The organism is Nocardioides sp. (assembly GCF_036493135.1).
Lineage (GTDB): Bacteria > Actinomycetota > Actinomycetes > Propionibacteriales > Nocardioidaceae > Nocardioides.
The window spans coordinates 47,992-74,432 of the sequence record NZ_DASXQG010000070.1 but is presented as its reverse complement, the minus strand read 5'-3'; the positions used below and the strand labels follow the sequence as shown (position 1 = coordinate 74,432).

General features: G+C 71.4%; 30 protein-coding genes. 11 read left to right on the top strand and 19 right to left on the bottom strand.

The features are described from left to right. Nucleotides 1-137: 137 nt before the first annotated feature. Genes VGJ24_RS13205 through ssd form a run of 4 tightly spaced genes read right to left on the bottom strand, consistent with a single transcriptional unit; the run spans nt 138 to nt 3,860 of the window. Entirely contained in the window at nt 138-869 is a 732-nt protein-coding gene (locus VGJ24_RS13205) for a type II secretion system F family protein (RefSeq protein WP_331501090.1), read from the bottom strand. After that, complete coding sequence (locus VGJ24_RS13200; protein WP_331501089.1) at nt 866-1,660, bottom strand: type II secretion system F family protein; 795 nt, start codon at nt 1,658-1,660, stop codon at nt 866-868. Before VGJ24_RS13200 ends, VGJ24_RS13205 begins: the two co-directional genes overlap by 4 nt. Continuing rightward, entirely contained in the window at nt 1,657-2,808 is a 1,152-nt protein-coding gene (locus VGJ24_RS13195; protein WP_331501088.1) for a TadA family conjugal transfer-associated ATPase, read from the bottom strand. The genes VGJ24_RS13200 and VGJ24_RS13195 overlap by 4 nt, the downstream gene beginning before the upstream one ends. Further along, nucleotides 2,808-3,860 carry a septum site-determining protein Ssd gene (ssd, locus tag VGJ24_RS13190; RefSeq protein ID WP_331501087.1) on the bottom strand — a complete coding sequence of 351 codons (1,053 nt, stop codon included), beginning with the start codon at nt 3,858-3,860 and terminating at the stop codon, nt 2,808-2,810. The genes VGJ24_RS13195 and ssd overlap by 1 nt, the downstream gene beginning before the upstream one ends. Nucleotides 3,861-3,989: 129 nt before the next feature. On the opposite strand from ssd, the gene VGJ24_RS13185 reads away from it, so the two are divergent. After that, complete coding sequence (locus VGJ24_RS13185; RefSeq protein ID WP_331501086.1) at nt 3,990-4,811, top strand: HAD family hydrolase; 822 nt, start codon at nt 3,990-3,992, stop codon at nt 4,809-4,811. Between the two features lie 266 nt (nt 4,812-5,077). Here VGJ24_RS13185 and VGJ24_RS13180 read toward each other — a convergent pair whose 3' ends face one another. Next, nucleotides 5,078-5,788: an oxidoreductase gene (locus tag VGJ24_RS13180; RefSeq protein ID WP_331501085.1), complete on the bottom strand. Its 711-nt coding sequence runs from the start codon at nt 5,786-5,788 to the stop codon at nt 5,078-5,080. 46 nt (nt 5,789-5,834) lie between these two features. Here VGJ24_RS13180 and VGJ24_RS13175 point away from each other — a divergent pair, with 46 nt between their 5' ends. Beyond that, nucleotides 5,835-6,704, top strand: coding sequence for a class I SAM-dependent methyltransferase (locus tag VGJ24_RS13175; protein WP_331501084.1), 870 nt, complete (start codon nt 5,835-5,837; stop codon nt 6,702-6,704). 7 nt (nt 6,705-6,711) lie between these two features. Here VGJ24_RS13175 and VGJ24_RS13170 read toward each other — a convergent pair whose 3' ends face one another. Continuing rightward, a complete protein-coding gene (locus tag VGJ24_RS13170) occupies nt 6,712-7,263 on the bottom strand; it encodes a TetR-like C-terminal domain-containing protein (RefSeq protein WP_331501083.1) in 552 nt (183 codons plus the stop codon). A gap of 84 nt (nt 7,264-7,347) precedes the next feature. Here VGJ24_RS13170 and VGJ24_RS13165 point away from each other — a divergent pair, with 84 nt between their 5' ends. The 7 genes from VGJ24_RS13165 (at nt 7,348) to acs (ending at nt 14,802) form a co-directional block, all read left to right on the top strand. Further along, a complete protein-coding gene (locus VGJ24_RS13165; protein ID WP_331501082.1) occupies nt 7,348-8,070 on the top strand; it encodes an MBL fold metallo-hydrolase in 723 nt (240 codons plus the stop codon). A gap of 40 nt (nt 8,071-8,110) precedes the next feature. After that, nucleotides 8,111-9,232, top strand: coding sequence for a sensor histidine kinase (locus VGJ24_RS13160; protein WP_331501081.1), 1,122 nt, complete (start codon nt 8,111-8,113; stop codon nt 9,230-9,232). Next, nucleotides 9,229-9,957: a LytTR family DNA-binding domain-containing protein gene (locus tag VGJ24_RS13155; RefSeq protein ID WP_331501080.1), complete on the top strand. Its 729-nt coding sequence runs from the start codon at nt 9,229-9,231 to the stop codon at nt 9,955-9,957. Before VGJ24_RS13160 ends, VGJ24_RS13155 begins: the two co-directional genes overlap by 4 nt. Nucleotides 9,958-9,961: 4 nt before the next feature. Beyond that, nucleotides 9,962-10,345, top strand: a complete 384-nt coding sequence (locus tag VGJ24_RS13150) for a hypothetical protein (RefSeq protein WP_331501079.1) — start codon at nt 9,962-9,964, stop codon at nt 10,343-10,345. Continuing rightward, nucleotides 10,342-11,928, top strand: a complete 1,587-nt coding sequence (locus tag VGJ24_RS13145; RefSeq protein WP_331501078.1) for a cation acetate symporter — start codon at nt 10,342-10,344, stop codon at nt 11,926-11,928. The genes VGJ24_RS13150 and VGJ24_RS13145 overlap by 4 nt, the downstream gene beginning before the upstream one ends. Nucleotides 11,929-12,095: 167 nt before the next feature. After that, complete coding sequence (locus VGJ24_RS13140) at nt 12,096-12,710, top strand: acetate uptake transporter (protein ID WP_331501077.1); 615 nt, start codon at nt 12,096-12,098, stop codon at nt 12,708-12,710. 115 nt (nt 12,711-12,825) lie between these two features. After that, nucleotides 12,826-14,802, top strand: coding sequence for an acetate--CoA ligase (acs, locus tag VGJ24_RS13135; protein WP_331501076.1), 1,977 nt, complete (start codon nt 12,826-12,828; stop codon nt 14,800-14,802). A gap of 68 nt (nt 14,803-14,870) precedes the next feature. Here the strand turns inward: acs and nhaA are convergent, their stop codons facing one another. Continuing rightward, nucleotides 14,871-16,052 carry a Na+/H+ antiporter NhaA gene (gene nhaA / locus VGJ24_RS13130; protein WP_331501075.1) on the bottom strand — a complete coding sequence of 394 codons (1,182 nt, stop codon included), beginning with the start codon at nt 16,050-16,052 and terminating at the stop codon, nt 14,871-14,873. A 57-nt stretch (nt 16,053-16,109) separates the two neighbouring features. Here nhaA and VGJ24_RS13125 point away from each other — a divergent pair, with 57 nt between their 5' ends. Next, a complete protein-coding gene (locus VGJ24_RS13125) occupies nt 16,110-16,511 on the top strand; it encodes a phage holin family protein (RefSeq protein ID WP_331501074.1) in 402 nt (133 codons plus the stop codon). Nucleotides 16,512-16,589: 78 nt separating this feature from the next. Here VGJ24_RS13125 and VGJ24_RS13120 read toward each other — a convergent pair whose 3' ends face one another. The 4 genes from VGJ24_RS13120 to nth are packed head-to-tail and all read right to left on the bottom strand — an operon-like array spanning nt 16,590 to nt 19,743. Then, nucleotides 16,590-17,762 (bottom strand): MarP family serine protease, encoded by a 1,173-nt coding sequence (locus VGJ24_RS13120; protein ID WP_331501073.1) that lies wholly within the window; start codon nt 17,760-17,762, stop codon nt 16,590-16,592. Continuing rightward, complete coding sequence (locus tag VGJ24_RS13115; RefSeq protein ID WP_331501072.1) at nt 17,763-18,440, bottom strand: CoA pyrophosphatase; 678 nt, start codon at nt 18,438-18,440, stop codon at nt 17,763-17,765. Next, nucleotides 18,437-19,042, bottom strand: a complete 606-nt coding sequence (locus VGJ24_RS13110; protein WP_331501071.1) for a TlpA disulfide reductase family protein — start codon at nt 19,040-19,042, stop codon at nt 18,437-18,439. Before VGJ24_RS13110 ends, VGJ24_RS13115 begins: the two co-directional genes overlap by 4 nt. After that, nucleotides 19,039-19,743 (bottom strand): endonuclease III, encoded by a 705-nt coding sequence (gene nth / locus VGJ24_RS13105; RefSeq protein WP_414691076.1) that lies wholly within the window; start codon nt 19,741-19,743, stop codon nt 19,039-19,041. The genes VGJ24_RS13110 and nth overlap by 4 nt, the downstream gene beginning before the upstream one ends. A 136-nt stretch (nt 19,744-19,879) precedes the next feature. Between nth and VGJ24_RS13100 the strand changes: the two genes are divergently transcribed. Further along, nucleotides 19,880-20,569 (top strand): Crp/Fnr family transcriptional regulator, encoded by a 690-nt coding sequence (locus VGJ24_RS13100; protein ID WP_331501069.1) that lies wholly within the window; start codon nt 19,880-19,882, stop codon nt 20,567-20,569. A gap of 112 nt (nt 20,570-20,681) precedes the next feature. On the opposite strand, the gene VGJ24_RS13095 is transcribed toward VGJ24_RS13100, so the two are convergent. From VGJ24_RS13095 to VGJ24_RS13060, 8 genes are all read right to left on the bottom strand, one after another. Beyond that, nucleotides 20,682-21,599, bottom strand: coding sequence for an endonuclease domain-containing protein (locus VGJ24_RS13095; protein WP_331501068.1), 918 nt, complete (start codon nt 21,597-21,599; stop codon nt 20,682-20,684). 152 nt (nt 21,600-21,751) lie between these two features. Further along, nucleotides 21,752-22,531 (bottom strand): MBL fold metallo-hydrolase, encoded by a 780-nt coding sequence (locus VGJ24_RS13090; protein WP_331501067.1) that lies wholly within the window; start codon nt 22,529-22,531, stop codon nt 21,752-21,754. 31 nt (nt 22,532-22,562) lie between these two features. Beyond that, on the bottom strand, nt 22,563-23,423 hold the full coding sequence (locus VGJ24_RS13085; RefSeq protein ID WP_331501066.1) for an NUDIX hydrolase: 861 nt from the start codon (nt 23,421-23,423) through the stop codon (nt 22,563-22,565). 3 nt (nt 23,424-23,426) lie between these two features. After that, nucleotides 23,427-23,885: a RidA family protein gene (locus tag VGJ24_RS13080; protein ID WP_331501065.1), complete on the bottom strand. Its 459-nt coding sequence runs from the start codon at nt 23,883-23,885 to the stop codon at nt 23,427-23,429. Beyond that, a complete protein-coding gene (locus VGJ24_RS13075; RefSeq protein WP_331501064.1) occupies nt 23,885-24,052 on the bottom strand; it encodes a DUF4177 domain-containing protein in 168 nt (55 codons plus the stop codon). The genes VGJ24_RS13080 and VGJ24_RS13075 overlap by 1 nt, the downstream gene beginning before the upstream one ends. 259 nt (nt 24,053-24,311) lie before the next feature. Continuing rightward, on the bottom strand, nt 24,312-24,710 hold the full coding sequence (locus VGJ24_RS13070; RefSeq protein WP_331501063.1) for a hypothetical protein: 399 nt from the start codon (nt 24,708-24,710) through the stop codon (nt 24,312-24,314). A gap of 8 nt (nt 24,711-24,718) precedes the next feature. Then, nucleotides 24,719-26,095 (bottom strand): DUF4331 domain-containing protein, encoded by a 1,377-nt coding sequence (locus VGJ24_RS13065; protein ID WP_331501062.1) that lies wholly within the window; start codon nt 26,093-26,095, stop codon nt 24,719-24,721. Between the two features lies 1 nt (nt 26,096). Next, nucleotides 26,097-26,351 (bottom strand): twin-arginine translocation signal domain-containing protein, encoded by a 255-nt coding sequence (locus VGJ24_RS13060; protein WP_331501061.1) that lies wholly within the window; start codon nt 26,349-26,351, stop codon nt 26,097-26,099. Nucleotides 26,352-26,441: the final 90 nt, after the last annotated feature.

The following is a 26,441-nucleotide window of genomic DNA, read 5'->3' as shown; positions in this document are numbered from 1 at the left end:
CTCCTTCTCATGTGCGGCCGCCGGATGCGGCCTGCCCGCACTTTTGTCCGGATCGCGACGCTGCGCTGCGGGCGCCTCCGCGACTGTGGATCGCCGGGCCGGGAGGGGCGTCGGTGGATAGTTGGCGGTCTCGAGCCTCAGAGGGACAGGGAGCGCAGCAGGGCGGCCACGAGCGGGACCACGCCGATCAGCAGGAACGACGGGAGCAGGCAGATGCCCAGGGGCACCGCTGCTTTCACGCCCACCGCACGTGCGCGCTCCTCGACCCGCACCCGAGTTCGATCGTCGAGCTCGTCGGCCAGCCGGGCGACCTCGTGCGTCACCGAGGACCCGGACCGGTGCGCTCGCAACATCGAACGTCCGAGCGGCGCGAGCTCCGGATGGTCGACGATCGGACGCCAGGCGGTCTCCGGGCCCGCCCCGAGCGCCAGTCGAGCAGAAGCGGCGCCCAGCACGTCCGCCGCCGCGCCGGGCAGCGCCTCACAGGCGAGCCGCAGCGCGTCGGTGATGTCGCAACCGGAGTCGAGCGCAGTCGCCAGCAGGTGCACGAGACCCGGGAGCTCACGTGCGGCCGCCTCGCGGCGGCGGCGGGCGGTCGTGGGCTCGGCGCGACGGATCCATGCCCATGTCGCGGCACCGGCCACCAGTGCGGCCGGGACACCCCACGGTCCGGAGACGAACGTCGCGCCTCCAACACCCGCCAGCGATGCCCAGAGCCAGCGCCAACGGTGCAGCCAACCCGGGTCGTCAGGCGGCCGCGGCACGACGTCACCCGGCTCGCGGGGCCACCGAGCACGCGGCGGTAGGGCGATCACCACGACCAGGGCCGACAGCCCCGCCGCCAACAACCCGTCGGGCCCGATGCTCATGCGTCGACCTCGCGAGCGATCAGCTCTATCCACCACAGGCCCGCGAAACCCGTCGCACCACCGGCGGCGAGGCAGGCCCAACCCCAGGGTGTGCCGAACAGGAACGCCCACGGGTCGGCGCCGGCACCGCTGCCCATCAGCAGCGCGACGACCGGCAGGCCCGCCACCAGCCTCGCGGTGGCCCGCGCCGACGCCAGCTCCCCCGCCACCACCCGACGCGTGGCCTGCTCGCGGCGTACGGCGTCGGCGGCCCGACGAGTCGCGGCTCCGAGCCCGCCACCCGTCCGCTGCGACACCGCCCAGGCACCGGCCAGGAGTCGTAGTCCGCGGGCCCCCGGCGTGTACGACGCCTCGCGGAAGGCAGCCGGGACGTCGCCGCCGAGACGACAGGCCTCGGCGACCGGGCGGATCACCGACCAGGCAGCCGCAGCATCGTCCAACGCGGCCTCGGTCGGGCGTCCGGCGGAGAGCTCCGCGGCGAGCAGGTCGCAGACCTCGACCATCCGTCCGGAGTTCGTCTCGGCCAGTCGCGCAGCAGTACGACGGCGCCAGAGCAGCCGCGCACCCCAGGCCCCCGCGGCGACGACCAGGCTCGGCGCGACCAGGTCCCGCGGCAGCGCCAGCATCACGACGAGCAGCCCGACGAGCAGCCCGACGAGCAGCACGGCGACCGGCAGTGGGATCCAGGCACGTGTCTGATCGTGGCCACGGTGTGCCACGGACGGGATCCCCGGCCAGAGCAGCCAGACTGCGGCACCGCCCGTCACGGCCGCCAGGACCGCGGCGCTCACGACGCCAGCCGGGTGGCGAGCGATGCCTCACCCGCGCCGGTCACGACCCGACCGCCGCCGGGGAAGGACACCGCGGTCAGCATCTCGGCCAGCCCATCGCGACGCCGGCTCGGGACCGCCACCTCACGCAGGACACGTTGGCCGTCGACGTGACGGCCGAGATGGAGCACGGCATCGACGCCGGCCAGGAGCTGGCTGTGCGCGGCCTCGCGGCCGAGGCCGGCCGCGAGGGCAAGCGCCTCCACCCGGGCCGGTACGTCGCGCGCGGAGTTCGCGTGGATGGTGCCGCAGCCACCCTCGTGTCCGGTGTTGAGGGCAGCGAGGAGCTCCACCACCTCCGCGCCGCGGACCTCGCCGACCACGAGCCGATCCGGGCGCATCCGCAGGGCCTGGCGGACCAGCGTCCGCAGGGTCACCTCACCGGCACCCTCGATGTTCGGCGGCCGGGCCTCCAGGCCCACGACGTGCGGATGCTCGGGGCGGAGCTCGCTGGCGTCCTCGACCAGCACCAGCCGCTGGCCGGCCGGCACCAGCGAGAGCAGGGTGTTCAGCAGGGTGGTCTTGCCGGACCCGGTGCCGCCGCTGACCAGGAACGCCAACCGGCGCTCGACGATCAGTCGGAGCAGACGAGCCCCGTGCTCGGTGAGGGTCCCGGCGACGAGCAGGTCGTCGACGGACAGCACCCGGTGGTGCGGCACGCGCAGCGACAGCAGGGTGCCGGGCCGGGCGAGCGGCGCGAGCACTGCGTGAAACCGGGTGCCGTCACGCAGGCGCACGTCGACATGCGGCGTGGCGTCGTCGAGCCGGCGGCCACCCGAGGCGGCAAGCCGCTGCGCGAGGCGGCGTACGGCCTCGTCGCTCGGGAAGCCGACCTCGGCCCGCTCCAGACCGTGTCCGCGGTCGACGTAGACGTCGTCGGGGCCGTTGACCAACACGTCGGTCACGTCGGGACCGCGGAGCAGCGGCTCGAGCGGTCCGGCGCCGACCACGTCACGACGGAGCGCCTCGTGCACGGCGAGCACCGTCGCGTCGCCGACCGGTCGGCCGGAGGCCCGCAGCGCCTCGGCCACCCGGTGAGGAGTCATCTCCCCCGGGTCGCGAGCCAGGCGCTCGCGGACCTCCTCGACGAGAGCGGTGTCGAGGGCCATCACGCCGCGCGAGGGATCCGGTCGCCTAGCGAGGCGAGGACCCGGATGGCCGCGCGGCCGAGCGGACCGCGCCGGGACCGCACCGGGCCGAGCCCCAGGTCGATCGACTCCGCGAGCCCACGTTGGTCACCCATCCGTTGGACCACCGGCGACCCGACCACCCGCGCGAGGGTCTCGTCGTCCATCCCCGACCCGCGAACGACGAGCCCCAAGGCGCCCGGGTCAGGGAACCGACCGCACAGGCGCATCGCCGCCGCCACCCCCGCCACCGTGGTCACCACGGTCACGAGCACCTGGTCGCACCGGGCGGCGATCTCGTCGACCAACGGGTCGGCGGCCCGAGGCAGGTCGATCACGACGGTGTCGTGACCGCGACGTGCCGCCGACAACGCCTCGCGCGCGGCGAAGGGCTGGAGACGTCGCGGCTGGGCCCCGCCGAACCAGCTGAGAGCGGCCATGCCCTCGCGGCGCGGAAGCGAGTCGCGAAGGGCCCGGGCGCTCAGCCGGCCCGTCGTGTGGCCGAGGGCGTCCCACCGCACGCCGTCGACCAGGTCGAGCCCGAGGACGCGGTCGACACCCGGCCCCAGCGGGTCGGCGTCGACCACGACGGAGGGTCCGCCGCGGGCCGCGACCTGCGCGAGCGCGCAGGCGAAGATCGTCGCCCCCGACCCACCGCTGCCGCCGACCACGCCGATCGTCAGGCCACGCGCCGGCCCGGCGTCGACCACGTCGGTCAGCCGCTCGACGAGCCAGCCCTCCGACCGGGGCAGCTCGGCCACGCTCTCGGCGCCCAGCGCCAGCGCCACCTGGAAGACGCGGTCCGGCACGGGCGCGGTGAGCACGACGAAGACCGCGTCGCGGCGCGTCGGTGCGGCGCGCGCCATGGGCACGGCGAGGTCCTCGCCCACGAGCACCAGCGGCGCCTTGAGCCATGCGCGCAGCGCCGCCGGTACGTCGTGCGCCACCTCGGGCGTGGTGCCCGCCGCGGCCGCGAGGCGGAGCAGCTCGTCGAGCAGGGACTCGTCGGCGGTGACGAACAGCGGTGCGGTCATGCCCTCACGCTGCCGCGCCCTGAGGACGCCCGAGCGGCCTCCCGGCCGATCCTGTGGACGAGGGACGCACCGACCGCGACTGTGGACGATCGCCGGTCCGGGGGGGATCCCGACACCTACCATGGAGACATGGCCGGCAGCCGCGGATCCGCCGTTCCGGGCCGCGTCCATGACCGGTCCGCGGCGTTCTTCGACCTCGACAAGACGATCATCGCCAAGTCGAGCTCGCTGGCGTTCTCCAAGCCGTTCCAGGCCGGTGGCCTGATCACCCGCGGCGCGATGCTGCGCTCGGCGTACGCCCAGTTCGTCTACCTCGTCGGTGGCGCCGACCACGACCAGATGGAGAAGATCCGGGCCTTCATGTCGCAGCTCGTCGAGGGCTGGGACGTCGAGACGGTCAAGGAGATCGTGGCCGAGACGCTGCACCACGTGGTCGACCCGATCGTGTACGACGAGGCCGTCTCGCTGATGGAGGAGCACCACGCGGCCGGCCGCGACGTCGTGGTCGTCTCCGCCAGCGGGGCCGAGGTCGTGGAGCCGATCGGCGAGCTGCTCGGCGCCGATGACGTCATCGCCAGCCGCCTCGAGATCGTCGACGGCAAGTACACCGGAGAGATCGACTACTACGCGTACGCCGAGGAGAAGGCGCGCGCGATCGAGGCGATGGCCGCCGAGCGCGGCTACGACCTCGAGCAGTGCTTCGCCTACAGCGACTCGATCACCGACGCCCCGATGCTCGAGGCAGTCGGTCATCCCCACGCGGTCAACCCCGACAAGGAGCTCCGCAGGCTCGCTGCCTCCAGGGGTTGGCCGATCCTGCAGTTCACGCGCCCGGTCACCTTGCGCAGCCGCATCCCGGTCAAGCCGACCCTGGCAGCCATCACCGTCGGCACGGCCCTCACGGTCGGCGGGGCGATCTGGCTCAACCGCCGACGTCGGCTCGGTGCGTGAGCAATGACCGTCCGATCGGTCGGCGACACGCGCACCCAAAGGGGCGGCTCATTGTCAAGGGGTTGCCCGGCCCGCCGGACCGGCGTACACAGGACGTAGCAACTGAAGATCAGCACGCGAGCCGGGTACCCACGCGGCGATCCACCCTTCTTTCAGGGCGCACGTCATCGGGATCCTCCCGAGGCTGCCACTAGGTAGATGCACGCTTGGTAGCCGGGTTCGCGTGTCAGCGGCGGCACCCGACCCCTCGGGTGCCGCTCGCATTCTCACCCGTCACGCAGCGGGCTCGCCTCGGCACCGGCGGCGTACGCCTCGGTGCAGTAGAGCAGCCAGGCCCGGATCCCACCGCGGCCACCACCGGCGTACGCCCGCAGGTTCGACTCGTACGCCGGCCGCAGGGCGAGGTGGCCCGCCTCCGGCACGACCAGCGACTTGGCGTCGACCCCGCTGCTGACCAGCACCAGGCGTTCGGCGGCCCGCGCGACCAGACCGTCGGCCGACCCGAAGGGCTCCGCGGTGGCCAGCTCGGCATGGACCAGGGCCGCGGTGATCAGGGCCGGTCGACCCAGCCCGAGCACGCCGACGATCTCTCGCAGCCGCGCGGCCGCCTCGGCGGACCGCGGCCGGCCGACCTCGTCATCGGGCACCGACCCGGCCGCCGCGAGCGCGTGCAGCCTGGCCAGCGCCTGCAGGGGTGTCCGCGAGAAGACGGGAACGAGACCGAGCAGCTCGACCGACACCCGGAGCGCCGCCTGGGCGATCGCGTCGCCGCGGCCGGACCGGATGTCGTCGGTCGTGGAGGCGGAGCCGGCCAGCTCTGCGCTCGCACCTGCACCACGCAGGAGCGACTCGGTGGTCAGGTCCGGCGAGGTACGTCGCAGCCCGCGGTCGCGCAGCATGGTGTCGATCCCGTCGCGAGCCGCTGCGAAGCCGGACCCGACCCCCTCGAGCTGCTCGACATCGTCCAGACGCTCCACGCCCGGCACCCTAACCAGGGAGCTCCTGCCGGGTAGCCTCGGACCGATGAGCGACGAGCAGCCACCCACGGGGAACGCCGAGCACGAGCCCGACTGGGCGCACTCGTTCGGCGGCGTGGCCGATGCCTACGAGCGGGGTCGCCCGACGTACCCCTCCGAGGCCGTCCGCTGGATGCTGGGCGAGCACCCGCTGACCGTCCTCGAGCTGGGCGCCGGCACGGGCAAGCTCACCCGGGTCCTGACCGACCTCGGCCACGACGTCCAGGCGACCGACCCCGACGCGGCGATGCTGCAGATCCTCGAGAAGGAGGTGCCCGGCGCCCGCACCGCGCAGGCCAGCGCCGAGGACATCCCGCTCGGGGACGCCTCCGTCGACGCGGTCATCGCCGCCCAGGCCTTCCACTGGTTCGACCTCGGCCGCGCCCTGCCGGAGGTCGCTCGCGTGCTCCGGCCCGGCGGCCGGCTCTGCCTGGTCTGGAACACCCGGAACGAGAAGATCCCGTGGGTCCGCCGGCTCGGCGCGATCATCGGCACCCAGGAGCAGCTGCGCGACCCGGCCGAGGCGCTGATCTTCAGCGAGCTGTTCGGCTTCGTCGAGGACCGCGAGTTCACGCACTGGCAGACCATCGACCGGCAGAGCGTCCAGGACCTCGTGCTCTCCCGCTCGAACGTCGCGGTGCTCGACGAGGAGGCGCGTGCCGCCAAGCTGGCCGAAGTGCTCGCGTTCTACGACGAGTTCGGCCGCGGCATGGACGGCATGCAGCTGCCCTACGTCACCCGGTGCTTCCGCGCCGACGTCCTCGACCGGCCACCGGCCGACAGGGGTGACGGCGGGAGTGATGACGAAGGAAGGTCCGGCGACGACCCGCCCGCCGACGGGCCGGACGACGACATGCTCCTGATCGACTTCCGCTGACCCTGTCTCAACGCCGGAGGGCCCGCGCGAGGCCGCTCACGCCGTACTCCCACGCCTCGTCGACGTCTCCGCCGAGCTGGAACGCGCCACTCAGCTCCATCGTGACGAACCCCTGCGCCCACGCCACGACCGTCCGGGCGGCCGACAGGGCGTCCCGCTCCCCGGCGAACGCGCGCGCCACCTCCAGGACCGTCGCGCTCGCCCGGTCGCGCGCCTCAGGCGAGACGCCACCGGCGCCCGGCTCGAAGACCAAGGGGTACGACGCGGGGTTGCGGCGGGCGAAGGACCGGAACGCCGTGGTCACGGCGCGGAGGTCGGCCTCGGGGTCACCACTGCCGGTCGCCCGGTCGAGGGCCTGCGCCAGGTCGAGGGCGACCTCGTCGGCCACCATCCGCACGAGCTCGGACCGGCTGCCCACCCGCTTGTACAGCGACGGCGCACGGATGCCGACGGCGTCCGCCACCCGCTGCATGGTCAGCGCCTCGACCCCGTCGGTCTCCACGATCGCCCGGCCGGCCGCGACGACCGCGGCGGTCGAGGTCCGCGCCGGTGCAGGCATCGCGTTCCTCCTTGGCTATTGCTTTTAGCCTTCAAGGCTAGCTACTATAGCCTTCAGAACGCCATCCGAACAGGAGCACACGCCATGCAGATCGCCGCCGGCCTCCACCGGATCGGTTCCGGCCCCCACAGCTCGATCGTCAACAGCTACCTCGTCGTCACCGCCGACGGCATCACCGTCGTCGACGCCGGTCTCCCCCGCTACGGCCGCCTGCTCGAGCAGGAGCTGGCCTCGATCGGTCGATCGCTCGACGACATCTCTGCCCTCGTGCTCACCCACGGCGACTCCGACCACATCGGGTTCGCGTCGTGGCTGCACCACGAGCACGGGATCCGCGCCCACGTCCACGAGTCCGACGTCGAGCGCGCACGGCTCGAGGTGAAGAAGCCGAACCGTGGCTGGGGCCGGGTGAAGGTCGGACCCCTCGCGGGATTCCTCTGGTACTCCGCTCGCAACGGCGGCTTCCGCATACCGCCGGTGACCGAGGTCGTCACGGTCGCCGACGGTGACGTGCTCGACGTACCCGGGTCTCCCCGGATCGTGCACGTCCCCGGGCACACGCCGGGCAGCGTCGCCGTGCACGTGCCGTCGGTCGACGCCCTGTTCCTGGGCGACGCCATGACCACGCGCAACGTGCTGACCGGAGCAGAGGGGCCGAAGCCGGCGCCGTTCACCCTCGACCCCGCCCAGGCGCGCGAGTCGCTGGACCGGATCGAAGCCGTCGACGCGACGTGGGTGCTGCCCGGCCACGGCCCCGCGTGGGACGGCGGCGTCCCGGAGGCGGTGCGCCTGATCCGCGAGGGCTGACGACGGGGGGCGCCGCGAGGGATGCCCGTACCATCGGCCCATGCCTCGGCGGCGCGTCCTGCGTCCCGGCTACCTCGGCACGGAGGCTGACCGGGCCACCTTCCGTACCTTGCACACGGCCACCCAGATGACCAGCGAGCTGCGCACCGGTCTCACCCGAGCGTCCGCGGAGCATTGTGTGCGACCGCTCGCTCGGCTCCTCGGGTCGCCGGCGGTCGCCGTCACGGACACGTCGGACACCCTCGCCTGGTACGGCGTCCGTCACGGCCATGTCGACCTGCTCGGGCCGATCGCCGAACGCTGCGTGAGCGAGGGCCGGACCGGGGTTCGCGTCCACCGCGACTTCGACTGCGACGAGCCCGGCTGTCCGCTGCGTCAGGCCATCGTGGCGCCGCTGACGGTCGAGGACACGGTGGTCGGCACCCTGATCGCCTTCACCCCGTCGGCGGCGGCCCGGCTCGTCCGAGCCACCGACGAGCTGGCCCAGTGGGTCTCGGGCCAGCTTGAGCTCGCCGAGCTCGACGTGGCCCGCACCTCGCGGATGGAGGCGGAGGTGCGCGCCCTCCGCGCGCAGATCTCGCCGCACTTCGTCTACAACGTGCTCACCACGATCGCATCGTTCGTCCGCACCGACCCCGACCGGGCGCGCGAGCTCATCCTCCAGTTCGCGGACTTCACCCGCCACTCGTTCCAGCGGGCCGGCAGCTACACCACGCTCGAGGACGAGCTGCGGTCGATCGAGCGCTACCTGGCGCTCGAGCAGGCCAGGTTCGGCGACCGGCTCGCCGTACTGCTGCGGATCGCCCCGGAGGTGCTCGGAGTGAGCATCCCCGTGCTCTCCTTGCAACCCCTGGTCGAGAACGGCGTACGACACGGCCTGGCGGGCCAGGACGGCCGGGGCACGATCACGATCCTGGCCGAGGACAACGACTACGAGGCGGTGATCACCGTCGAGGACGACGGTGTGGGCGAGGAGCCTGACCGGGTACGCCGTGCCCTCGCGGGCGACGAGTCGATGGACTCGATCGGTCTGGGCAACGTCGACCAGCGACTGCGGTCGGCCTACGGCGACGAGTACGGCCTGGTCGTGGAGACCGCTCCCGGCGCCGGCACCAGGGTGACGGTGCGAGTGCCGAAGTTCGCGGCAGGGGTGCGTGGATGACCGACGGCTACGGCCTCAAAGTGCTCGCCGTCGACGACGAGCCGCCGGCCCTGGACGAGCTCGCCTTCCTGCTCGGACGCGACGACCGGGTGAGCGAGGTGCAGACCTGCGGCTCGGCCACGCAGGCCCTGCGACTGCTCCGCGACGGCGCGTTCGACCTGGTGCTGCTCGACATCGCGATGCCCGGCCTGAGCGGGCTCGAGCTGGCCCGGGTCCTGCGGCAGTTCCGGCAGTCGCCCGCGGTGGTCTTCGTGACGGCTCACGCTCACCATGCGGTCGACGCCTTCGACCTGCGGGCCGTCGACTACCTGCTCAAGCCGGTGCACGAGGACCGGCTCCGTGAGGCGATCGACCGAGTCCGCGACGAACCCGCCGGGCACGACCCCGACGAGCAGGTCGCGGTGGAGCTCGCAGGCGTCACCCGCTTCGTCAGACGCTCCGAGGTCCGCTACGCGTCGGCCCAGGGCGACTACGTGCGACTCCACACCGCGACCGAGAACCCACTCGTCCGGATGCCCCTCGCCGCGCTCGAGCAACGGTGGGCCGAGGCCGGCTTCGTCCGGATCCACCGCAGCCTCCTGGTGTCCCTCGACCACGTCGACGAGGTCCGTCTCGGTGGAGCACGACCCACGGTCGTGGTCGCGGGCATCGAGCTCCCGGTGAGCCGCCGACACGTGCCGGACGTCCGCAGCCTGGTACGCCGCACCCGCAACGGCGAGGCGTGAGCCGGTGAGTGATGAGCCGATCCCCCGCGTTCGGATCACCAGCCCCCGCACGTCGGCCGCGCGGTCACGCGCACGCCGTTCCAACGCGGCGGAGATCGACGAGCTGACCCGGCTCGGTGAGGTCTACGTGCAGAGCCTGATCCGTGCCCAGCTCCGCCTCGCCGGTTACGTCGTGCTGTTGCTCGCCGCCACACTCGGACTCCTGCCGGTGGCGTTCCGGGTGCTGCCGGTCGGCCGCCTGCACCTGCTCGGCGTACCTCTGCCGTGGCTGCTGCTCGGCGTCGCGGTGTACCCCTGGCTGCTCTGGCTCGCCCGCTGGTACGTCCGCCGCGCCGAGCGCAACGAGGACGCGTTCGAGGACCTCGTGAAGCGCCAGGACCGGCCATGAGAGAGCTCACCGTCGGCCTGGCGATCACGATCGTGACCATCGGCACGCTTGCGGTGGGTGCGTTCGGGCTGCGCGTGGCGCGCACGACCAGTGACTTCTTCGTGGCCTCGCGGCGGGTCGGCCCGTTCCTGAACGCCTCCGCGATCGGCGGCGAGTACCTCTCCGCGGCGTCGTTCCTCGGCGTGGCCGGGCTCGTGCTGCTGCGCGGCGTCGACATGCTCTGGTACCCGATCGGCTGGACCGCGGGCTACCTCCTGCTGCTGGTCTTCGTGGCCGCGCCCCTGCGCCGTTCGGGCGCCTACACGCTGCCGGACTTCGCGGAGTTCCGGGTCGAGTCGCAGACGGCCCGGCAGGTCGCGAGCTGGCTGGTGTGCCTGATCGGCGCCCTCTACCTGGTGCCGCAGTTCCAGGGCGCCGGGCTGACCCTGCGCGCCGTGACCGGGGCCCCCACGTGGGTCGGTGCGGTGGTCGTGGCCTTCGTGGTCCTGGTCAATGTCGCCGCCGGCGGCATGCGCAGCATCACTCTCGTGCAGGCGTTCCAGTACTGGATCAAGCTGTGCGCCCTGCTCGTCCCGGCGCTGGTGCTGTGGCTGGTCTGGCACCACGACGGGTCACCGAGCCGTCACCTGCACAGCGCGGACTGGGTGGAGCCCCTCCGGGGGCCACACGCGATGTACCTGACCTACTCGCTGATCCTCGCGACGTTCCTCGGCACCATGGGTCTGCCTCATGTGGTGGTCCGCTTCTACACCAACCACGACGGCCGCTCCGCTCGTCGTACGACGGTGGTGGTGCTGGCGCTGCTGAGTCTCTTCTATCTGCTGCCGACGGCGTACGGCGCACTGGGACGGGTCTACGCCTCGGACCTCGTGACATCGGGCCGCACCGACTCGGTGGTCCTCGCCCTGCCCGACCGAGTGCTGGGTGGGACCGGCGCGACCGTGCTCACCGCCCTGCTGGCGGCCGGCGCCTTCGCGGCGTTCCTGTCCACGTCGTCCGGGCTCGTCGTCTCGATCAGCGGTGTCCTCAGCCAAGACCTGCTCAGCCGCCGCTTCGACGGGGTGACCGGCTTCCGCATCGGCAGCGTGCTCGCCGCGGGTGGAGCGCTGCTGCTGACGCTGGTCGGCCAAGGGCTCCCGGTGGCGCACGCGGTGGAACTGGCCTTCGCGGTCGCGGCATCGACGTTCTGCCCGTTGCTCCTGTTGGGGATCTGGTGGCGTGGGCTGACCGCACGTGGTGCGATCGCCGGCCTGATCGGCGGGGGCACACTCTCCGGGGCCGCGGTCCTCGCCGTCATGGTGGGTGTGTCTCTCGGCGGGTGGGCCGGGGCGCTGCTCGCTCAACCGGCGCTGCTGACGGTCCCCATCGCGTTCGTGACGATGGTGGGGGTGTCGCTCGCCGACCACGACCGGGTGCCGGTCCATGTCGGCCGAGCGATGGTGCGGCTGCACCTGCCCGAGACGGTCGACGTGGACCGCGGCAGCTATCGGCCCGGCGAGGACCACCCGGCGCGGCGCGGCGCGAACGGACGACGACGGCAGCGCGCCGCGACCCCCGGACGCGCGGGGGCAGACATCACCTGACCGTTCGTCGTCCCAACGGCGCCGCTCGTCGCACTCGTTCCGGCGTACGTCGCCCGCGCGGAGCCGCTGACCGCACGACGCCGCACCACCCCTGTCCTCCCCACTGGCCCTTTTGCGAACGTTCGCATTGTCCGACGACATGTCCGACGACAGAGACAGGAGTCCTCATGTCCGACACTGCGACCACTTCGGCGCCGACCACGCACCGCACACCTGGCGCCCACTTCGCGGACCCCGCACCGCTCGGCCTCGCGGCATTCGGTTTCACCACGTTCCTGCTGATGACGGTCGACGCAGGATGGCTGCCACAGACCCTCACCCCCGTGGCATTCGGGATGGCGTTGGCCTACGGCGGGATCGCCCAGTTCGCGGCCGGCCTCTGGGAGTTCGCCAAGGGCAACACCTTCGGCGCCACGGCCTTCTGCTCGTTCGGCGCCTTCTGGGTCTCCTACTGGTGGCTCACCGGGCACAACGCGGCCGAGCTCCCGCCGGCCGACGCGCACAAGGCGATCGGCATGTACCTGATCGCCTGGGCCATCTTCACCGCCTACATGACGGTCGCCGCGTCCCGGGTGAACCTCGCGGTGCTGGCGGTGTTCGTGCTGCTGACGATCACGTTCCTGATCCTGGCCTGGGGTGAGTTCGCGACGTCCACGGGCATCACCAAGACCGGTGGGTACGTCGGGCTGCTGACCGCGATCGCGGCCTGGTACGCGTCCTTCGCCGGGGTCACGGCGGCCACCTTCGGTCGCCCGGTGCTGCCGGTCGGACCGCGCGCGTAGGAGCACATCAGCCGGCCTCGCAACCGGGACCGGGCGCCCTACCGCCGCGCTCTAGGGTGGAGGGACCGGCCCCGGTTGAGGCGTCGTGGTAGTCCCGAGAGGAGACGAAAGAGTCGTGAGCCAAGAAACCCTGTCCAACCTGCTCCACGAGAACCGTCGGTTCGAGCCGCCGGCCGACCTCGCCGCGAATGCCAACGTGAAGGCCGACGCGTACGACGAGGCCGAGCGCGACTACGTCGCCTTCTGGGAGAAGGCCGCCGAGCGGCTGACCTGGGAGACGAAGTGGGACCGGGCACTCGACTGGGACGACCCGCCGTTCGCCAAGTGGTACGTCGGCGGCACCCTCAACGCCGCCTACAACTGCGTCGACCGACATGTCGAGAACGGCAACGGCGACCGGGTCGCCTACCACTGGATCGGCGAGCCGGAGGGCGACAGCCGCGACATCACCTACGCCGAGCTGAAGGACATCGTCTGTCAGGCCGCCAACGCGTTGACCGACCTCGGCGTGAAGAAGGGCGACCGGGTCGCGATCTACATGCCGATGATCCCCGAGACGGTGGTGGCGATGCTGGCCTGCGCACGGCTGGGGGCACCGCACACGGTGGTGTTCGGCGGCTTCTCGTCGACGGCGTTGCGCGACCGCGTCCAGGACTGCGACGCGCGGATCGTGATCACCGCCGACGGCGGGTACCGACGCGGAGCACCGGCGGCGTTGAAGCCGGCGGTCGACGAGGCGCTGGAGTCGTGCCCCGACGTCCGCAACGTGCTCGTCGTACGCCGTACCGGGCAGGACCTCGGTGAGGGGGGGTGGACCGACGTCCGCGACGTGTGGTGGCACGACGCCGTCGACGGTGCCTCGAAGGACCACACGCCGGAGGCCTTCGACTCCGAGCATCCGCTCTATGTGATGTACACGTCGGGAACGACCGGCAAGCCGAAGGGCATCCTGCACACCACGGCCGGCTACCTCGTCGGCTGCGCCTGGACGCACTGGGCGGTCTTCGACCTCAAGGACGACGACGTCTTCTGGACCGCCGCCGACATCGGCTGGGTGACCGGCCACTCCTACATCGTCTACGGCCCGCTCGCCAACGGCACCACGTCGGTGATGTACGAGGGGACGCCGGACACCCCGCACAAGGGCCGCTGGTGGGAGATCATCCAGGACTACAAGATCACGCTGCTGTACTGCGCGCCGACGGTCATCCGCACGTTCATGAAGTGGGGCGCGGACATCCCGCAGAAGTTCGACCTGTCGACGCTGCGGATCATCGGCTCGGTCGGTGAGCCGATCAACCCCGAGGCCTACATCTGGTACCGCGAGACGATCGGAGGCGGCCGCACCCCGGTCGTCGACACGTGGTGGCAGACCGAGACCGGGATGCACATGATCAGCCCGCTCCCGGGGGTGACGGCCGGCAAGCCGGGCTCGGCGATGAAGGCGCTGCCGGGTGTCTCGGCGGTCGTCGTCGACGACGAGGGCAACGCGGTGAAACCCGGCTCGGGCGGCTACCTCGTGATCACCGAGCCGTGGCCGGCCATGCTGCGGACGATCTGGGGGGACGACGAGCGCTACCGGGAGACCTACTGGTCGCGCTTCGAGGGCATGTACTTCGCCGGTGACGGCGCCAAGCTCGACGAGGACGGCGACATCTGGCTGCTCGGCCGGGTCGACGACGTGATGAACGTGTCGGGCCACCGGCTCTCGACGACCGAGATCGAGTCGGCGCTGGTCTCGCACCCGAGCGTCGCCGAGGCCGCGGTGGTGGGGGCGAACGACGCCGACACCGGGCAGGCGGTCAACGCGTTCGTGATCCTGCGCGAGTCTGCGTTGACCGACGGCGAGCCCGAAGAAGGCATCGTCGACGAGCTGCGCAACCACGTGTCGAAGGAGATCGGCCCGATCGCGAAGCCGAAGGCCATCCTCGTGGTCGCCGAGCTGCCGAAGACCCGGTCGGGCAAGATCATGCGGCGTCTGCTGCGAGACATCGCCGAGAAGCGAGAGGTCGGCGACGTCACCACGCTCGCCGACTCCACCGTCATGGACAAGATCAAGGAAGGCATCGCCGCCGGCTCCGACGAGGACTGACGCCGTACCGATCACCGGGTCGCCGCCCGGGCACATGCCGGGAACGCCGAGTCGTCATAGCCGAGTCGTCATGGAACGACTCGGCGTGGGTGGCGGAGGACCAGGGCGCCGAGGAGGGCGGCGATCACCGAGGCGGCGAGGACGCCGGCCTTGGCGGCGTCGGCCTCGGGGCCGGAGAAGGACAGGTCGGAGACCAGCAGCGAGACCGTGAAGCCGATCCCGGCCAGCATGGAGACGCCGAGCATCTGGCCCCAGGTGAGGTCCTCGTTGAGCTCGGCCCGGGTCAGTCGCGTGACCACATAGGTCCCGCCCAGGACGCCGATCGGCTTGCCCAGCACGAGCCCGATCAGGACGCCGATGACCACCGGGTCGTGGAGCAGCGCGTCGCCGCCGGAGATCGGTACGCCGGCCGACACCAGTGCGAAGAACGGTACGGCGAGCGCGGCCGACACCGGGGACAACCGGTGCTCGAGCACCTCGCCCGGACTGTGCTCCTCGCCCGGGTCACGACGTACTCGCGTGAGCAGGCCGAGTAGCACGCCGGCGATGGTGGCGTGCACTCCACTCTCGTGCATGAACCACCACGTGGCGACCGCGATCGGCAGGTACACCCAGCCGGACCCGACCCGCATCCGCTGCAGCACCGCCCAGAGCACCGCGAGGGCCAGAGACGCAAGCAGGTCGACGACGTGCACCGTGTCGGTGAAGACCACGGCGATGATCACGATCACCACGAGGTCGTCGACCACGGCCAGCGTCAACAGGAACGCCCGCAACGAGGCGGGCAGGTGCGAGCCGACGACCGAGAGCACCGCCAGCGCGAAGGCGATGTCCGTCGCCGCCGGGATCGCCCAGCCACCCGGCCGTCCCGAGGACGCCGTCACGTTGACCAACGTGTACAGCAGAGCCGGTACGGCGACGCCGCACAGGGCCGCGGTGACCGGCACCAGCGCGTCTGCCGGACGCCGCAGCGACCCGACCACGAACTCCCGTTTCAGCTCGAGCCCGGCCACGAAGAAGAACAACGTCAGCGCCCCGTCGGCACCCCAGTGCTCGAGGTCGAGCGGGCCGACGTCGAAGGTGATGAACGCGTGGTAGGACGAGTCCGCCGGCGAGTTGGCCCAGACCAACGCGACCAGCGCCGCCCCGAGTGCGAGCAGCCCGCCGACCGACTCGGAGCGGAGCACCCCGCTCAGGAACGCCGTCTCACCCGGCGCCGGCAGCGGCAGAATGCGACGTACGACGGACACGTGGGTGAGGCTAACGCCGACGCGGAATGCGCCGAGATGCCGTTGTAGGGTCGGCGCGTGGCGAACGAACCGGTCCAGGACACCGATCCGACCATCGGGCGACTCGTCTCCGACGCCAGCCGTGACGTCTCGAGCCTGATCCGCAACGAGATCCGCCTCGCCAGGTCCGAGGTCCAGGTGAGTGTCAAGGCCGGCGGGATCGGCATCGCGATGTTCGCCGCGGCCGCCTTCTTCACGCTGATGGGCCTGATCATGCTGTCGGTGGCGTTCGCCTACTTCATCAACTGGAACGGCGAAGGCCTCGCCCTGCAGTGGGCGTTCCTGATCGTGTTCGGGGCGTACCTGCTCATCGCCGCGCTGCTCGGCTTCATCGGGGTCCGCAAGGTGAAGAAGGTGCGCGGGCCGGAGAAGGCCATCGCCCAGGCGAACGAGGCCAAGCAGATCCTCAAACGCGGCTGATCGAGGACCGTCCGATACGCCGGAGCCGTGGCGGACGACCGGAGCGAACGGCGCTGCCCGCTTGGCCGCCGGCCGCCTCTAAGCCGCGCACCCCTCGGTCGACACCGGCCGCGAGGCGACCCGTCCTGCGGCTGCTGCCTCGCCGACCTGCTGCGACGACAGCGCGTAGCCGGTGTCGTCGCTGGTCACCGACGCCGCGAACACCACGCCCACGACGTGGCCCGCGGAGTCCACGACCGGGCCACCGGAGTTCCCCGGCCGGATCAGACCGCGCAGCGACAGCACCTCGCGGATCACCGTGCCGTGGCCGTAGATGTCCGGCGACCGCAGGCGCTGGTCGGCTCGCACGCGGCCCGGCTGCACGTCGTACGGGCCGTTCTGCGGGAAGCCGAGGATCGCGACGCCGTCGCCCGCGGCCGCCGAGCTGAACCTCAGCGGCCGGACCGTGCCGGTCGGCACCGAGAGCACGGCGACGTCGAGGTCGGCGTTGTAGTAGACGACCTTCGCGGCCACCGAGCTGCCGTGGAGCTCGACGAGCGGCGTGTTCACGCCGGCGACGACGTGGGCGTTGGTCATCACCCGGTCGGGGGCGTAGACGAAGCCCGACCCCTCGATGCCCTGGTGGCAGCGGTTGGTACTGCGGATGCGGACGACGTCACCGGCGGCGCGCTGGACGTCGGGGTCGGTGAGCATCCGGCGCGGGCCGGGCGGCACCGGGACGATGCGCTCCGGCGCGAACGGCTCGAGGTAGCGCGGGAAGAACGTCGTGCCCACGACGTCGTTGAACGCCGACAGCTTCGAGCTCGCCTCGGCCGGCAGGATGCTGTTCACCTCGGCCAGGACCTTGGAGTCGCGCACGAGGGGCGTGATGCCGCGCAGCCCGGAGCCCGAGAGCGCGACCCCGAGCGCCCAGGCGACCAGCAGGGCGGCGACCGCGCTCAGCATGGCCCCACCGACGGCGTCGAGCGCGCGCACCGGCTGCCAGGTGATCTTGGACCGGAGGTGCGCCCCGCCGATCTGGAACAGCGCCTGCCCGAGCGAGGCACAGATGATCACGATGAAGACGGCTGCGAGCGAGACCATGATCGACGGGCTCGCGTTGCCCAGAGCCGTGGGCGCGGCCCAGACCCCGATCAGCCCGCCGACCAGGAGGCCCACGGTCGCGAAGGCGCCGGTGATGAAGCCCTGCCAGTAGCCGGACACGGCGTACAGCACGACCACCACGATCAGCACCCAGTCGAGCAGGTTCACTCAGCGCTCCTCGGGACCGGGCGGCCGGGGCACCACCGGGGGCCCACCTTGCAGCATGTACGCCGGGAGGTCACGCGCCACGCGCTCGTCCCAGGGTCGCGTCCAGCCGACGAAGTCGAGCAGGCGGGAGATGATCCCTGCGGTGAACCCCCAGAGGACGACGTCATGGGCCGGTCCGATCAGGAACCCCGGGCCCACCCAGCCGCTCGGGTGACGCACGGAGACCCGGTGGGCCGGGTCGAGAAGCTCGTCGATCGGCACGCGGTAGACCTGGTGGACCTCGGCGGGGTCGACGACGCCGACCGGCGTCTCGTCGGCCCACCAGCCGAGGATCGGGGTCACCGCGAACTGACTCGGCGGCAGCCACAGCTCGGGCAGCTCCGCGAACACCTCGACGCCGTCCGCCCGGAGACCGGTCTCCTCCTCGGCCTCCCGCAGTGCGGCCTGTCGCGGGGTCTCACCGGGATCGAGGGAGCCGCCGGGGAACGACACCTGCCCCGGATGGGAGCGCATGTCGTGGGCACGCTCGGTCAGCAGCAGGTCGTGTTGCGACCCGAACAGGAGCAGCACCGCGCCCCGACGGCTGACCGCGCCGTCCGGCGGGACGAACCGCGTCAGGTCGTCGGCCGTGATCTCTTTCGCGGCCCGTGCGACGGGCTCGAGCCACTCGGGGATCACCCGGTCGCCCCGAGGTACTTCTGCGCGGCCTCGGCGACGTCCTTCTCGGTCAGCATCGCGACGGCCTCGATGTGGACGATCGAGCCCTTGGCGTCGAGGAAGACCGTCAGTGGCAGACCCGGGATGTGGGGCATCGGGCTCGCCCTGTCGAGCGCCCCCTTCGTGTCGGCGAGGAGTGGGTAGCCGACGTCGCTGCCCTTCGCGAGCTCGAGCGCGGCGCCGGGCTGCTGGTCGAGGAAGTCGATCCCGAGGACCTGCACCGCCGAGTGGTGTTTGGCGTACGCCGCGAGCGCGGGCATCTCCTTGCGGCATGCGCTGCACCAGGACGCCCAGAAGTTCACGATCGTCGGACCGCGCAGGCCGGCCATGTCGACGGAGCGGCCACCACCGAGGCAGGGCAGGGTGACCCCGGGCATGCCGTCCTCGACTCCGGACGACCCGACCCGGGGACAGTTCGGGATGTCGGTCTGCTTCTTGAAGGACACCAGCTGTGGGTTCGAGACGTCGATCTGGTGCGGACCGGGCTTGATCGCGTCGGGCGTGCCGGCACCACAGGCCGCGAGGAGCGGGAGGACCAGGGCGACGAGCAGCGCGCGCCTCATGCCGGGCCCTCGGTCTTGACCAGCATGGCCGCGGCCACCGGGTCGACCGGCCCCTCGCCGTACGACGGACACCAGCGCGCCACCGGGCACGCCCCACAGGCCGGCTTCTTGGCGTGACAGATGCGTCGGCCGTGCCAGATCAGGTGATGGCAGAGCATCACCCAGTCCTTCTTGGGGAACAACGCACCGATGGCGTGCTCGACCTTGACGGGGTCGGTCTCCTCGGTCCAGCCGAAGCGACGGCAGAGCCGGCCGACGTGGGTGTCGACGGTGATTCCGGGGACACCGAACGCGTTGCCGAGCACGACGTTCGCCGTCTTGCGGCCGACGCCGGGGAGCGTCACCAGGTCGTCGAGCCGCGGCGGCACCTTCCCGTCGTACCGCTCGACGAGGGCCGCACTGAGCTTGAGCAGCGCGTCGGTCTTGGCGCGGAAGAAGCCGAGCGGTCCGACGATCTGCTCGAGGTCCTCTCGTGGAGCCGCGGCCATCGCCGGCGCGTCGGGATACGCCGCGAACAGCACCGGACGTACGGCGTTGACCCGGCGGTCGGTGGTCTGAGCACTGAGCACGGTGACGACGAGCAGCTGGAACGAGTCGTCGAAATCGAGCTCGATCCGGGCGTCCGGATAGTGCTCGGCCAGCGCTCGGTTGATGCGTCGAGCCCGCCTCACCAGACCGGTGCGGGTCTCGGGCGCGGACACGGCTGACACGCCGCCAGCCTACGGTGGCGTACCGACCCCGACCGGCGCGCCCGTCCGGTAGGTGTGACCCAGGCCACTGGCTAGGATCAGCACGTCCCACGCGCGGCGACCGACCTACGGCGTGCAGCGGCGGGCGATGGAGGACGTCGTGGACAACGAGGTACTGCGTCAGGCGCCGCTGTTCAGTGCGCTCGACGACGAGGCCGCCACCGCCCTGCGTGGCTCGCTCAGCGAGACCAGGCTGCGACGGGGTGACGTGCTCTTCCACGAGGGCGACTCAGGTGACCGGCTGTACATCGTGCTCGACGGCAAGATCAAGCTCGGCCGCACCTCTAGCGACGGCCGCGAGAACCTCCTCGCCATCCTCGGCCCCGGCCAGATGTTCGGCGAGCTGTCGCTGTTCGACCCGGGGCCGCGCTCGGCGACCGTGACGGCGGTGACCGACGCGTCGTTCGCCTCGCTCTCGCACGAGGACCTCCTGAAGTGGCTCGAGGGCCGGCCACAGGTGGCACGCGGGCTCCTCGCCCAGATCGCGTCGCGACTGCGGAAGGCGAACGACGTGAACGCCGACCTGGTGTTCTCCGACGTACCGGGCCGGGTCGCGAAGGCACTGCTCGACCTTGCCGACCGTTTCGGCCGCACCGCCGACGACGGCGTCCACGTCCACCACGACCTCACCCAGGAGGAGCTCGCCCAGCTGGTCGGCGCCTCCCGCGAGACCGTCAACAAGGCCCTGGCCGACTTCGCCTCCCGCGGCTGGCTCCGCCTCGAACCCCGCTCGGTCGTGATCATGGACATCGACCGCCTCCGCCGCCGCGCCCGGTAGATGGCCGCTGCTCTGCGCGACGTCATTTCAGCGCGATCGCGCACTTATGACAGTCATTTCGCCAGTGCGAGTGTCACAACCGTGCGATCGCGCCGTTATGACATGAGCGGGTTCAGCCTCCGAAGTGCTCGCGCCAGGCGTCATCGATGACGAGGCGCTGCTGACAGCCACGCGCGATCAGCGCGCGACGGACACGTTCGATGGTGCGCGCCGGCTCGACAAAGATTCCGCGGGCCGTCACGACCAGGATCCGGAACCCGTCCTCGTCGAGCTCTTCACGGCGCTCGAGGTCTGCGTTCCACTGCTCGACGTCATCGGCATGCTGGCGCCCGTCGTACTCGATGATCAGCTTGAAGCCGGGGTAGCAGAGGTCGTAGCGCCGGCGCCACGTGCCGTCTTCGTTCATGACCCTCACGTCGACCTTCGGCTCCGGAAGTCCCGCCAGCACGAGGAGCATCCTGAGCCGCGACTCCATCGGTGAGTCGACACCGCGGCGGACGTAGCGAGCCGCGCGCAAGGCCGCGGCGGCGTAGTAGTCAGTGCTCTCGCGACACATCCTGACCAGCCGGGAGGGCGACACCTTGTAATGCTTGACGATCGCGTCGCCGAGCACGACGAGGTCCACGAGCGAGAGCGACCCTGCCAACTGAATGAACGTCGTCACCGGGTCCGTGCACCGGATACCTCGGATGATCAGCATCTTGCGCAGGCGCTTGGTGACGTGCGGCTTGACTTCCGGACGCCAACGCCGGTCCTCGTGACGGAACACTGTGACGTGCTCGAAGGGGTGCTCGGGGACGGGCAGCGCCAACAGTTTCGCGGCGCTGAAGTGGCTCGCCACGGCGTCGTTCGGATGAAGCGCCAACGCCGCTCGGATTCTGGTGTCCTGGTTCACCTGGTCTCGGCGTACCCACACGGATCGGACCACTTGGCAGAACTCGCTGCGCCTCACCAACCCCGGGTCGATGCCTCGGGCGCGCAGCATCTGTCGCGTGAAGAGCTCCCCATCACGGATCCCGAGTTCCGGCATGCCTCCAGGGTGACCGGTTGAGGCGAGCCTTGCAGGCGTCATCCACAGCCCTGTCATTTCAGCGCGATCGCGCCGTTAGGACGTGCATTCTCCGGCGCCGACTGTCACAACCGCGCGATCGCGCGGATACGACAGCGCCCCGTGCATCCAGCTCACCCAGAACGCAGGTAGTCCAGCTGGGCGCGGACGGAGAGCTCGGCGGCGGGCCACAGGACGGGATCGACGTCCGCGTACACGATCTCCACGATGCGTCGGGACAGGGTTACGTCGTCGCGCGGTACGTCGTCGCGCGGGTCGGCCCAGGCGGTGCGGAGGGCGTCGCGGACCTGGGCCAGCCGCTCCTTGCGGTGCGAGATGTAGAAGTCGAGCACCGGCAGCGCCGACTCGATCACCGGCCCGTGGCCGGGCCAGATCGTCGCTATCTCGTGGGCCTCGGCCAACGCATGGAGACGATCCAGGGAGCCGAGGTAGGCACCGAGCCGACCGTCGGGGTGGGCGACGACCGTCGTACCGCGGCCGAGGACCGTGTCGCCGGTGAGCACGGCCCGCTCCGAGGGGAGCACGAACGACAGGGAGTCGGAGGTGTGCCCGGGGGTGGCCACGACCCGGATCTCGAGGTCGTCGACGGCGACCACGTCGCCCTCGCCCAGCCCCTCCGAGCCCAGCCGGTACGCCGGATCCAGCGCCCGGACGCCGCACCCGACCCGTTCGGCGAAGCCACGTGCTGCCTCGGAGTGGTCGAGGTGGTGATGGGTCAGCAGCACCACCGCGACGTCACCGGCCGCGTCCGTCACCGCGTCGAGATGACCGGCGTCCGGGGGGCCCGGGTCGATCACGACGGATCGCGCCGAGCCCGGAGCGCGCAGCACCCAGGTGTTGGTGCCGTCGAGGGTCATCGGCGACGCGTTGGGCGCCAGGACGCAGGTGCCCACGGATCCGAAGGTCCCGCCGGTCCAGCCGGCCTCAGCCACCGCGCGCCACCAGCAACGGCATGCTCCGCTCGGGCACCGACATGGTGGCGACCTCACCCTCGCTCTCGACCGCCGGTGTGAACATGGTCAGGTCGCGTCCCGTCGCCGCCGCGAGCACCGCGTCGGGGTCGGCGTACTGGCCGACCTCGAGGCAGGTGACGTACGTCGGCGGCATCATCCCGAGCTCGTGGGCGTCGACGGAGTCGCACGCCCCGAGAGCCGACATCCACGCCACCGATGACGACTCGCTCGAGACGTCGCGCGTGAGCTGGCCGGGAGGCAACGCGGCGACGAAGAACCAGGTGCGGAAGCGGCGCGGCTCGAACTCCGGCGTGCACCATCCCGACCAGGCGCCGAGGAGGTCGGTGCGCAGCACGAGCCCGCGCCGGTCGAGGAACGCCGTGAAGGACAGGGCCTTGGCCTCGAGCGCCTGCCGGTCGGCCTCCCAGTCGTCGCCGGTCGTGTCCGCGACGACCTCCGCCGCCGACGGTCCGGCGAGCAGCACGCCCGACTCCTCGAACGTCTCGCGGACCGCGGCACAGACCAGCGCCCGCGCCAACTCCTCGGACGTTCGGAGCCGATCCGCCCATTCCGCCGGGCCGGGCCCGGACCAGGCGACGGCGCTGTCGAAGTCGCGGGGGTCGACGCCGCCACCCGGGAACACACACATCCCGCCTGCGAAGGCCATCGACGTCTGGCGGCGGAGGAGGTAGAGGTCCGGCCCTGCATGGTCGTCCGAGCCTGCGCGCATCAGGATCACGGTCGCGGCGTCCCGCGGCTGCGCCGGTGTACGACGTCCCTCGGCGAAGTCCCGCGCGTGCTCCACCAGCTGTGGCGGCAGCGACACCCGCACCGGCTACACCTCGACGAGGATCTCGACCTCGACCGGGGCGTCCAGCGGCAGCACCCGTACGCCGACGGCCGAGCGCGCGTGCACGCCGGCCTCGCCGAAGGCCTTGCCCAGCAGGTCGGAGGCGCCGTTGGCGACCTGCGGCTGACCGGTGAACTCCGGCTCCGACGCCACGAAGCAGACGACCTTGACCACGCGCTTCACGGCGTCGAGGTCGCCGATCTCGGCCTTCACGGCGGCGATCGCGTTCAACGCGCACTGCTGCGCGCACGCGGCGGCCTCGTCGGGCGAGACCGCGTCGCCGACCTTTCCGGTCGTCATCAACGCACCGTCACGCATCGGCACCTGGCCCGAGGTGTAGACGTACGACCCGGTGCGCACGGCGGGAACGTACGACGCCACCGGCGTGGCGACATCGGGTACCGACAACCCCAGCTCGGCCAGGCGGTCCTCGACGGCGCCCATCAGTCGGTCACCGGGCGCTTGAAGTAGCCGACCATGTTCTCCGGGTTCATCCCCGGAGCGACCTGCACGAGCTCCCAGCCGTCGGCACCGAAGTTGTCGAGGATCTGCTTCGCCGCGTGCACGAGGATCGGCGCCGTAAGGTACTCCCACCTCTGAGTCTCAGCCATGGCGCGACCCTACCCCCGGCCTCCGGGTGGTCGGACGGGCGTCGAGGATGGCCAGCGGGCCGCCCGGCCACACAGGGAGAAGAGGCGGCCGGGCGCGCCCGCTGGGGGTTTCGGTACGACGTTCGTGCGCTCTCCCCCAGGGCGGGTGCACACCCTCATCAACGAGCCAACGGCCCCGGGGCGACGGGTGTGGCGGAGGAAATTGCTCCGTACCCGTGACCCGCCCCGGGGCCGTCTTCCCGGTTGTCGGCTGCAGGTGTCAGCTCGGCCAGTCGGCCGTGGTGACGACGCCTCCGGTGACCTCGACCCACAAGGCCACGGCCTCGGGCCGCCCCTTCTCGAACAGCTGGTAGCGGCCCGACTCCAGCGCCGGGAACACCAGCGACGGCAGGCGCCCTTCGGCGACCGGGCGGGCGACGACGGCCACATGTGCCAGGTGCTCGTGCGTGTGCCCGTCCCCGTGGTGATGCGCGTGCGCATGCACGTGCTGCCCGTCGAGCGGCCGGATCTCGACCTCGAGCCCGAGCGTCGACTCCGGCATGGCGACCACGAGCGCACCCACGTCGCCTCCGATGTCGAGCAGGACGGCGCCCTGGCCGGCCCAGTCGTTCTCGGGCCTTGCCGCCGAGGGCATCACCTCGGTGATCACCCCGCTCACTGCACGGCTCATGACACTGCCGACGTACCGGGCTGCGTCTGGTACCCACCGCCCGGGTCGCCCAGGAACGGGAACGTCGCCGTGGTCCCGCCGTTGGTGTCCGTCGTCCCGTCCGTGAGCAGTCCCGCCGCGCCGTCGGGTGTGAACGACGGGTCGACGAGCGGGATGGTCACCCCGGCCACCGCCCGCAGCTCGATCGCCACGACGTCGTCGCCGACGCGCCGTCCGTTCGGGAAGCCGGCCGCGTCGCCGCCGAGCAGACCCATGCTGTTGGGGCTGTGCGTCGGTGGGATCGCGAGGTTCAGCCGGAGCATGTCCGACTCGACGGTCCCGGTGAAGTTCTGGAACCCGGGCACGATCCCGTTCGGGATGCCGGTCAGCAGGATGGCGTTCAGGTCCGCCCGCGTCTTGTGGTACGCCGCGAGGTGCGGGAAGACGCCCGGGTAGAGCACCGGCAGCAGCCGGGCCAGCTCCGGGTGGTTGACGTACTTCGCGAACAACGCGTCGCCCTTCGGCGCCCGCGCGTTCCACGCGTCCTTGTGCGCCATCGGGGTGATCACCTCGTTGAAGAGCGGGTTGCCGAGCCGGGAGACCTGCTCCCAGGGACCGTGCCCGACGTACGCGCCCTTCTGCTTGTCGAACATCCGGGACTTCCTGCGGCTCGCCGAGGACCACACCCCGATCACGGACCTCGCCTGCTCCGGCTTGTGGGGCAGGTCGCCGCCACGGCTGACCTCCGAGATCGGCACTTGGAGCACGAGCGAGTGCACGTTGAAGCCCTGCAGCGAGTTGCGCCCGGCGGTGTCGGCCATCGGGATCAGGTGCAGATGCTGGAAGGGCCGCAGCGCTCCGAGGTCGAAGACACTGCCGAGGTCGACGTGGAACGCATCGGCCCGCTGCCCGGCGAAGACCCGGCGGCGGCCGACCTTGTGCACGGCCTGGGCCGCCAGGTGGTGGTAGTTCGGCGTGCTGCGCGGGCCGATGTTGACCGGCGGGCAGGGCAGGTGCTCCGCGAGCACCTTGCGCTTGCCGTTCTTGATCCGGGTCAGGGAGTAGAACTGCGGCCGGTTCCACGTGGTGTCGTGGATGTTCGAGATCGGGCCGGTGTTGTAGAGGAAGGTCTTGGCGTCACGCACCCTGGTGGTGAAGTGGAAGCGGTAGACGATGTCCGCCTCGCCCTTGCCCTTGTTGGAGATGTTGATGTCGTAGGCCACGTCGTCGCCGAACTCGTTGAAGTTCGGGCCGCCGTCCGGAGCCTGGAACGGGATGTAGTTGGCGATCAGCGTGACCGTATTGGCACGGTCGGGGCTGACGAAGGCGTAGACGTCGGTGCTGTCGGCTACCGGATCCTTGGCCATCTCGGGTGCTTCACGGTGCGAGGACATGTCATCGACCTCCCGCCGCGTTCAGGATCCGGGTCGCCAGGTCGCGGTCGTGCACCACGATCTCGCGCTCCCCGACCATGAGCCGGACCTCGCTGGAACGGTGGTCGTGGATGTACGCCACGACCGACTCCCGCGCGCTCGACGTGGAACGCCGGGCCTCGCCCGACTGGGCGGGACCCATGGTCAGTCCTACAGTGCCTGCGGCCACGCCCGCCCCCGTGGCGGCGAGGAGCTTCCTTCTGGTGGTGTCGCTCATCAGAGCCCTCCTTGATGGGCGTGCCCCGTTGTGAGGCGCGCCACAGCGGATTCGGAGCGAGCGGCTCGGTGGATGGGCGCGTGTCGGTTT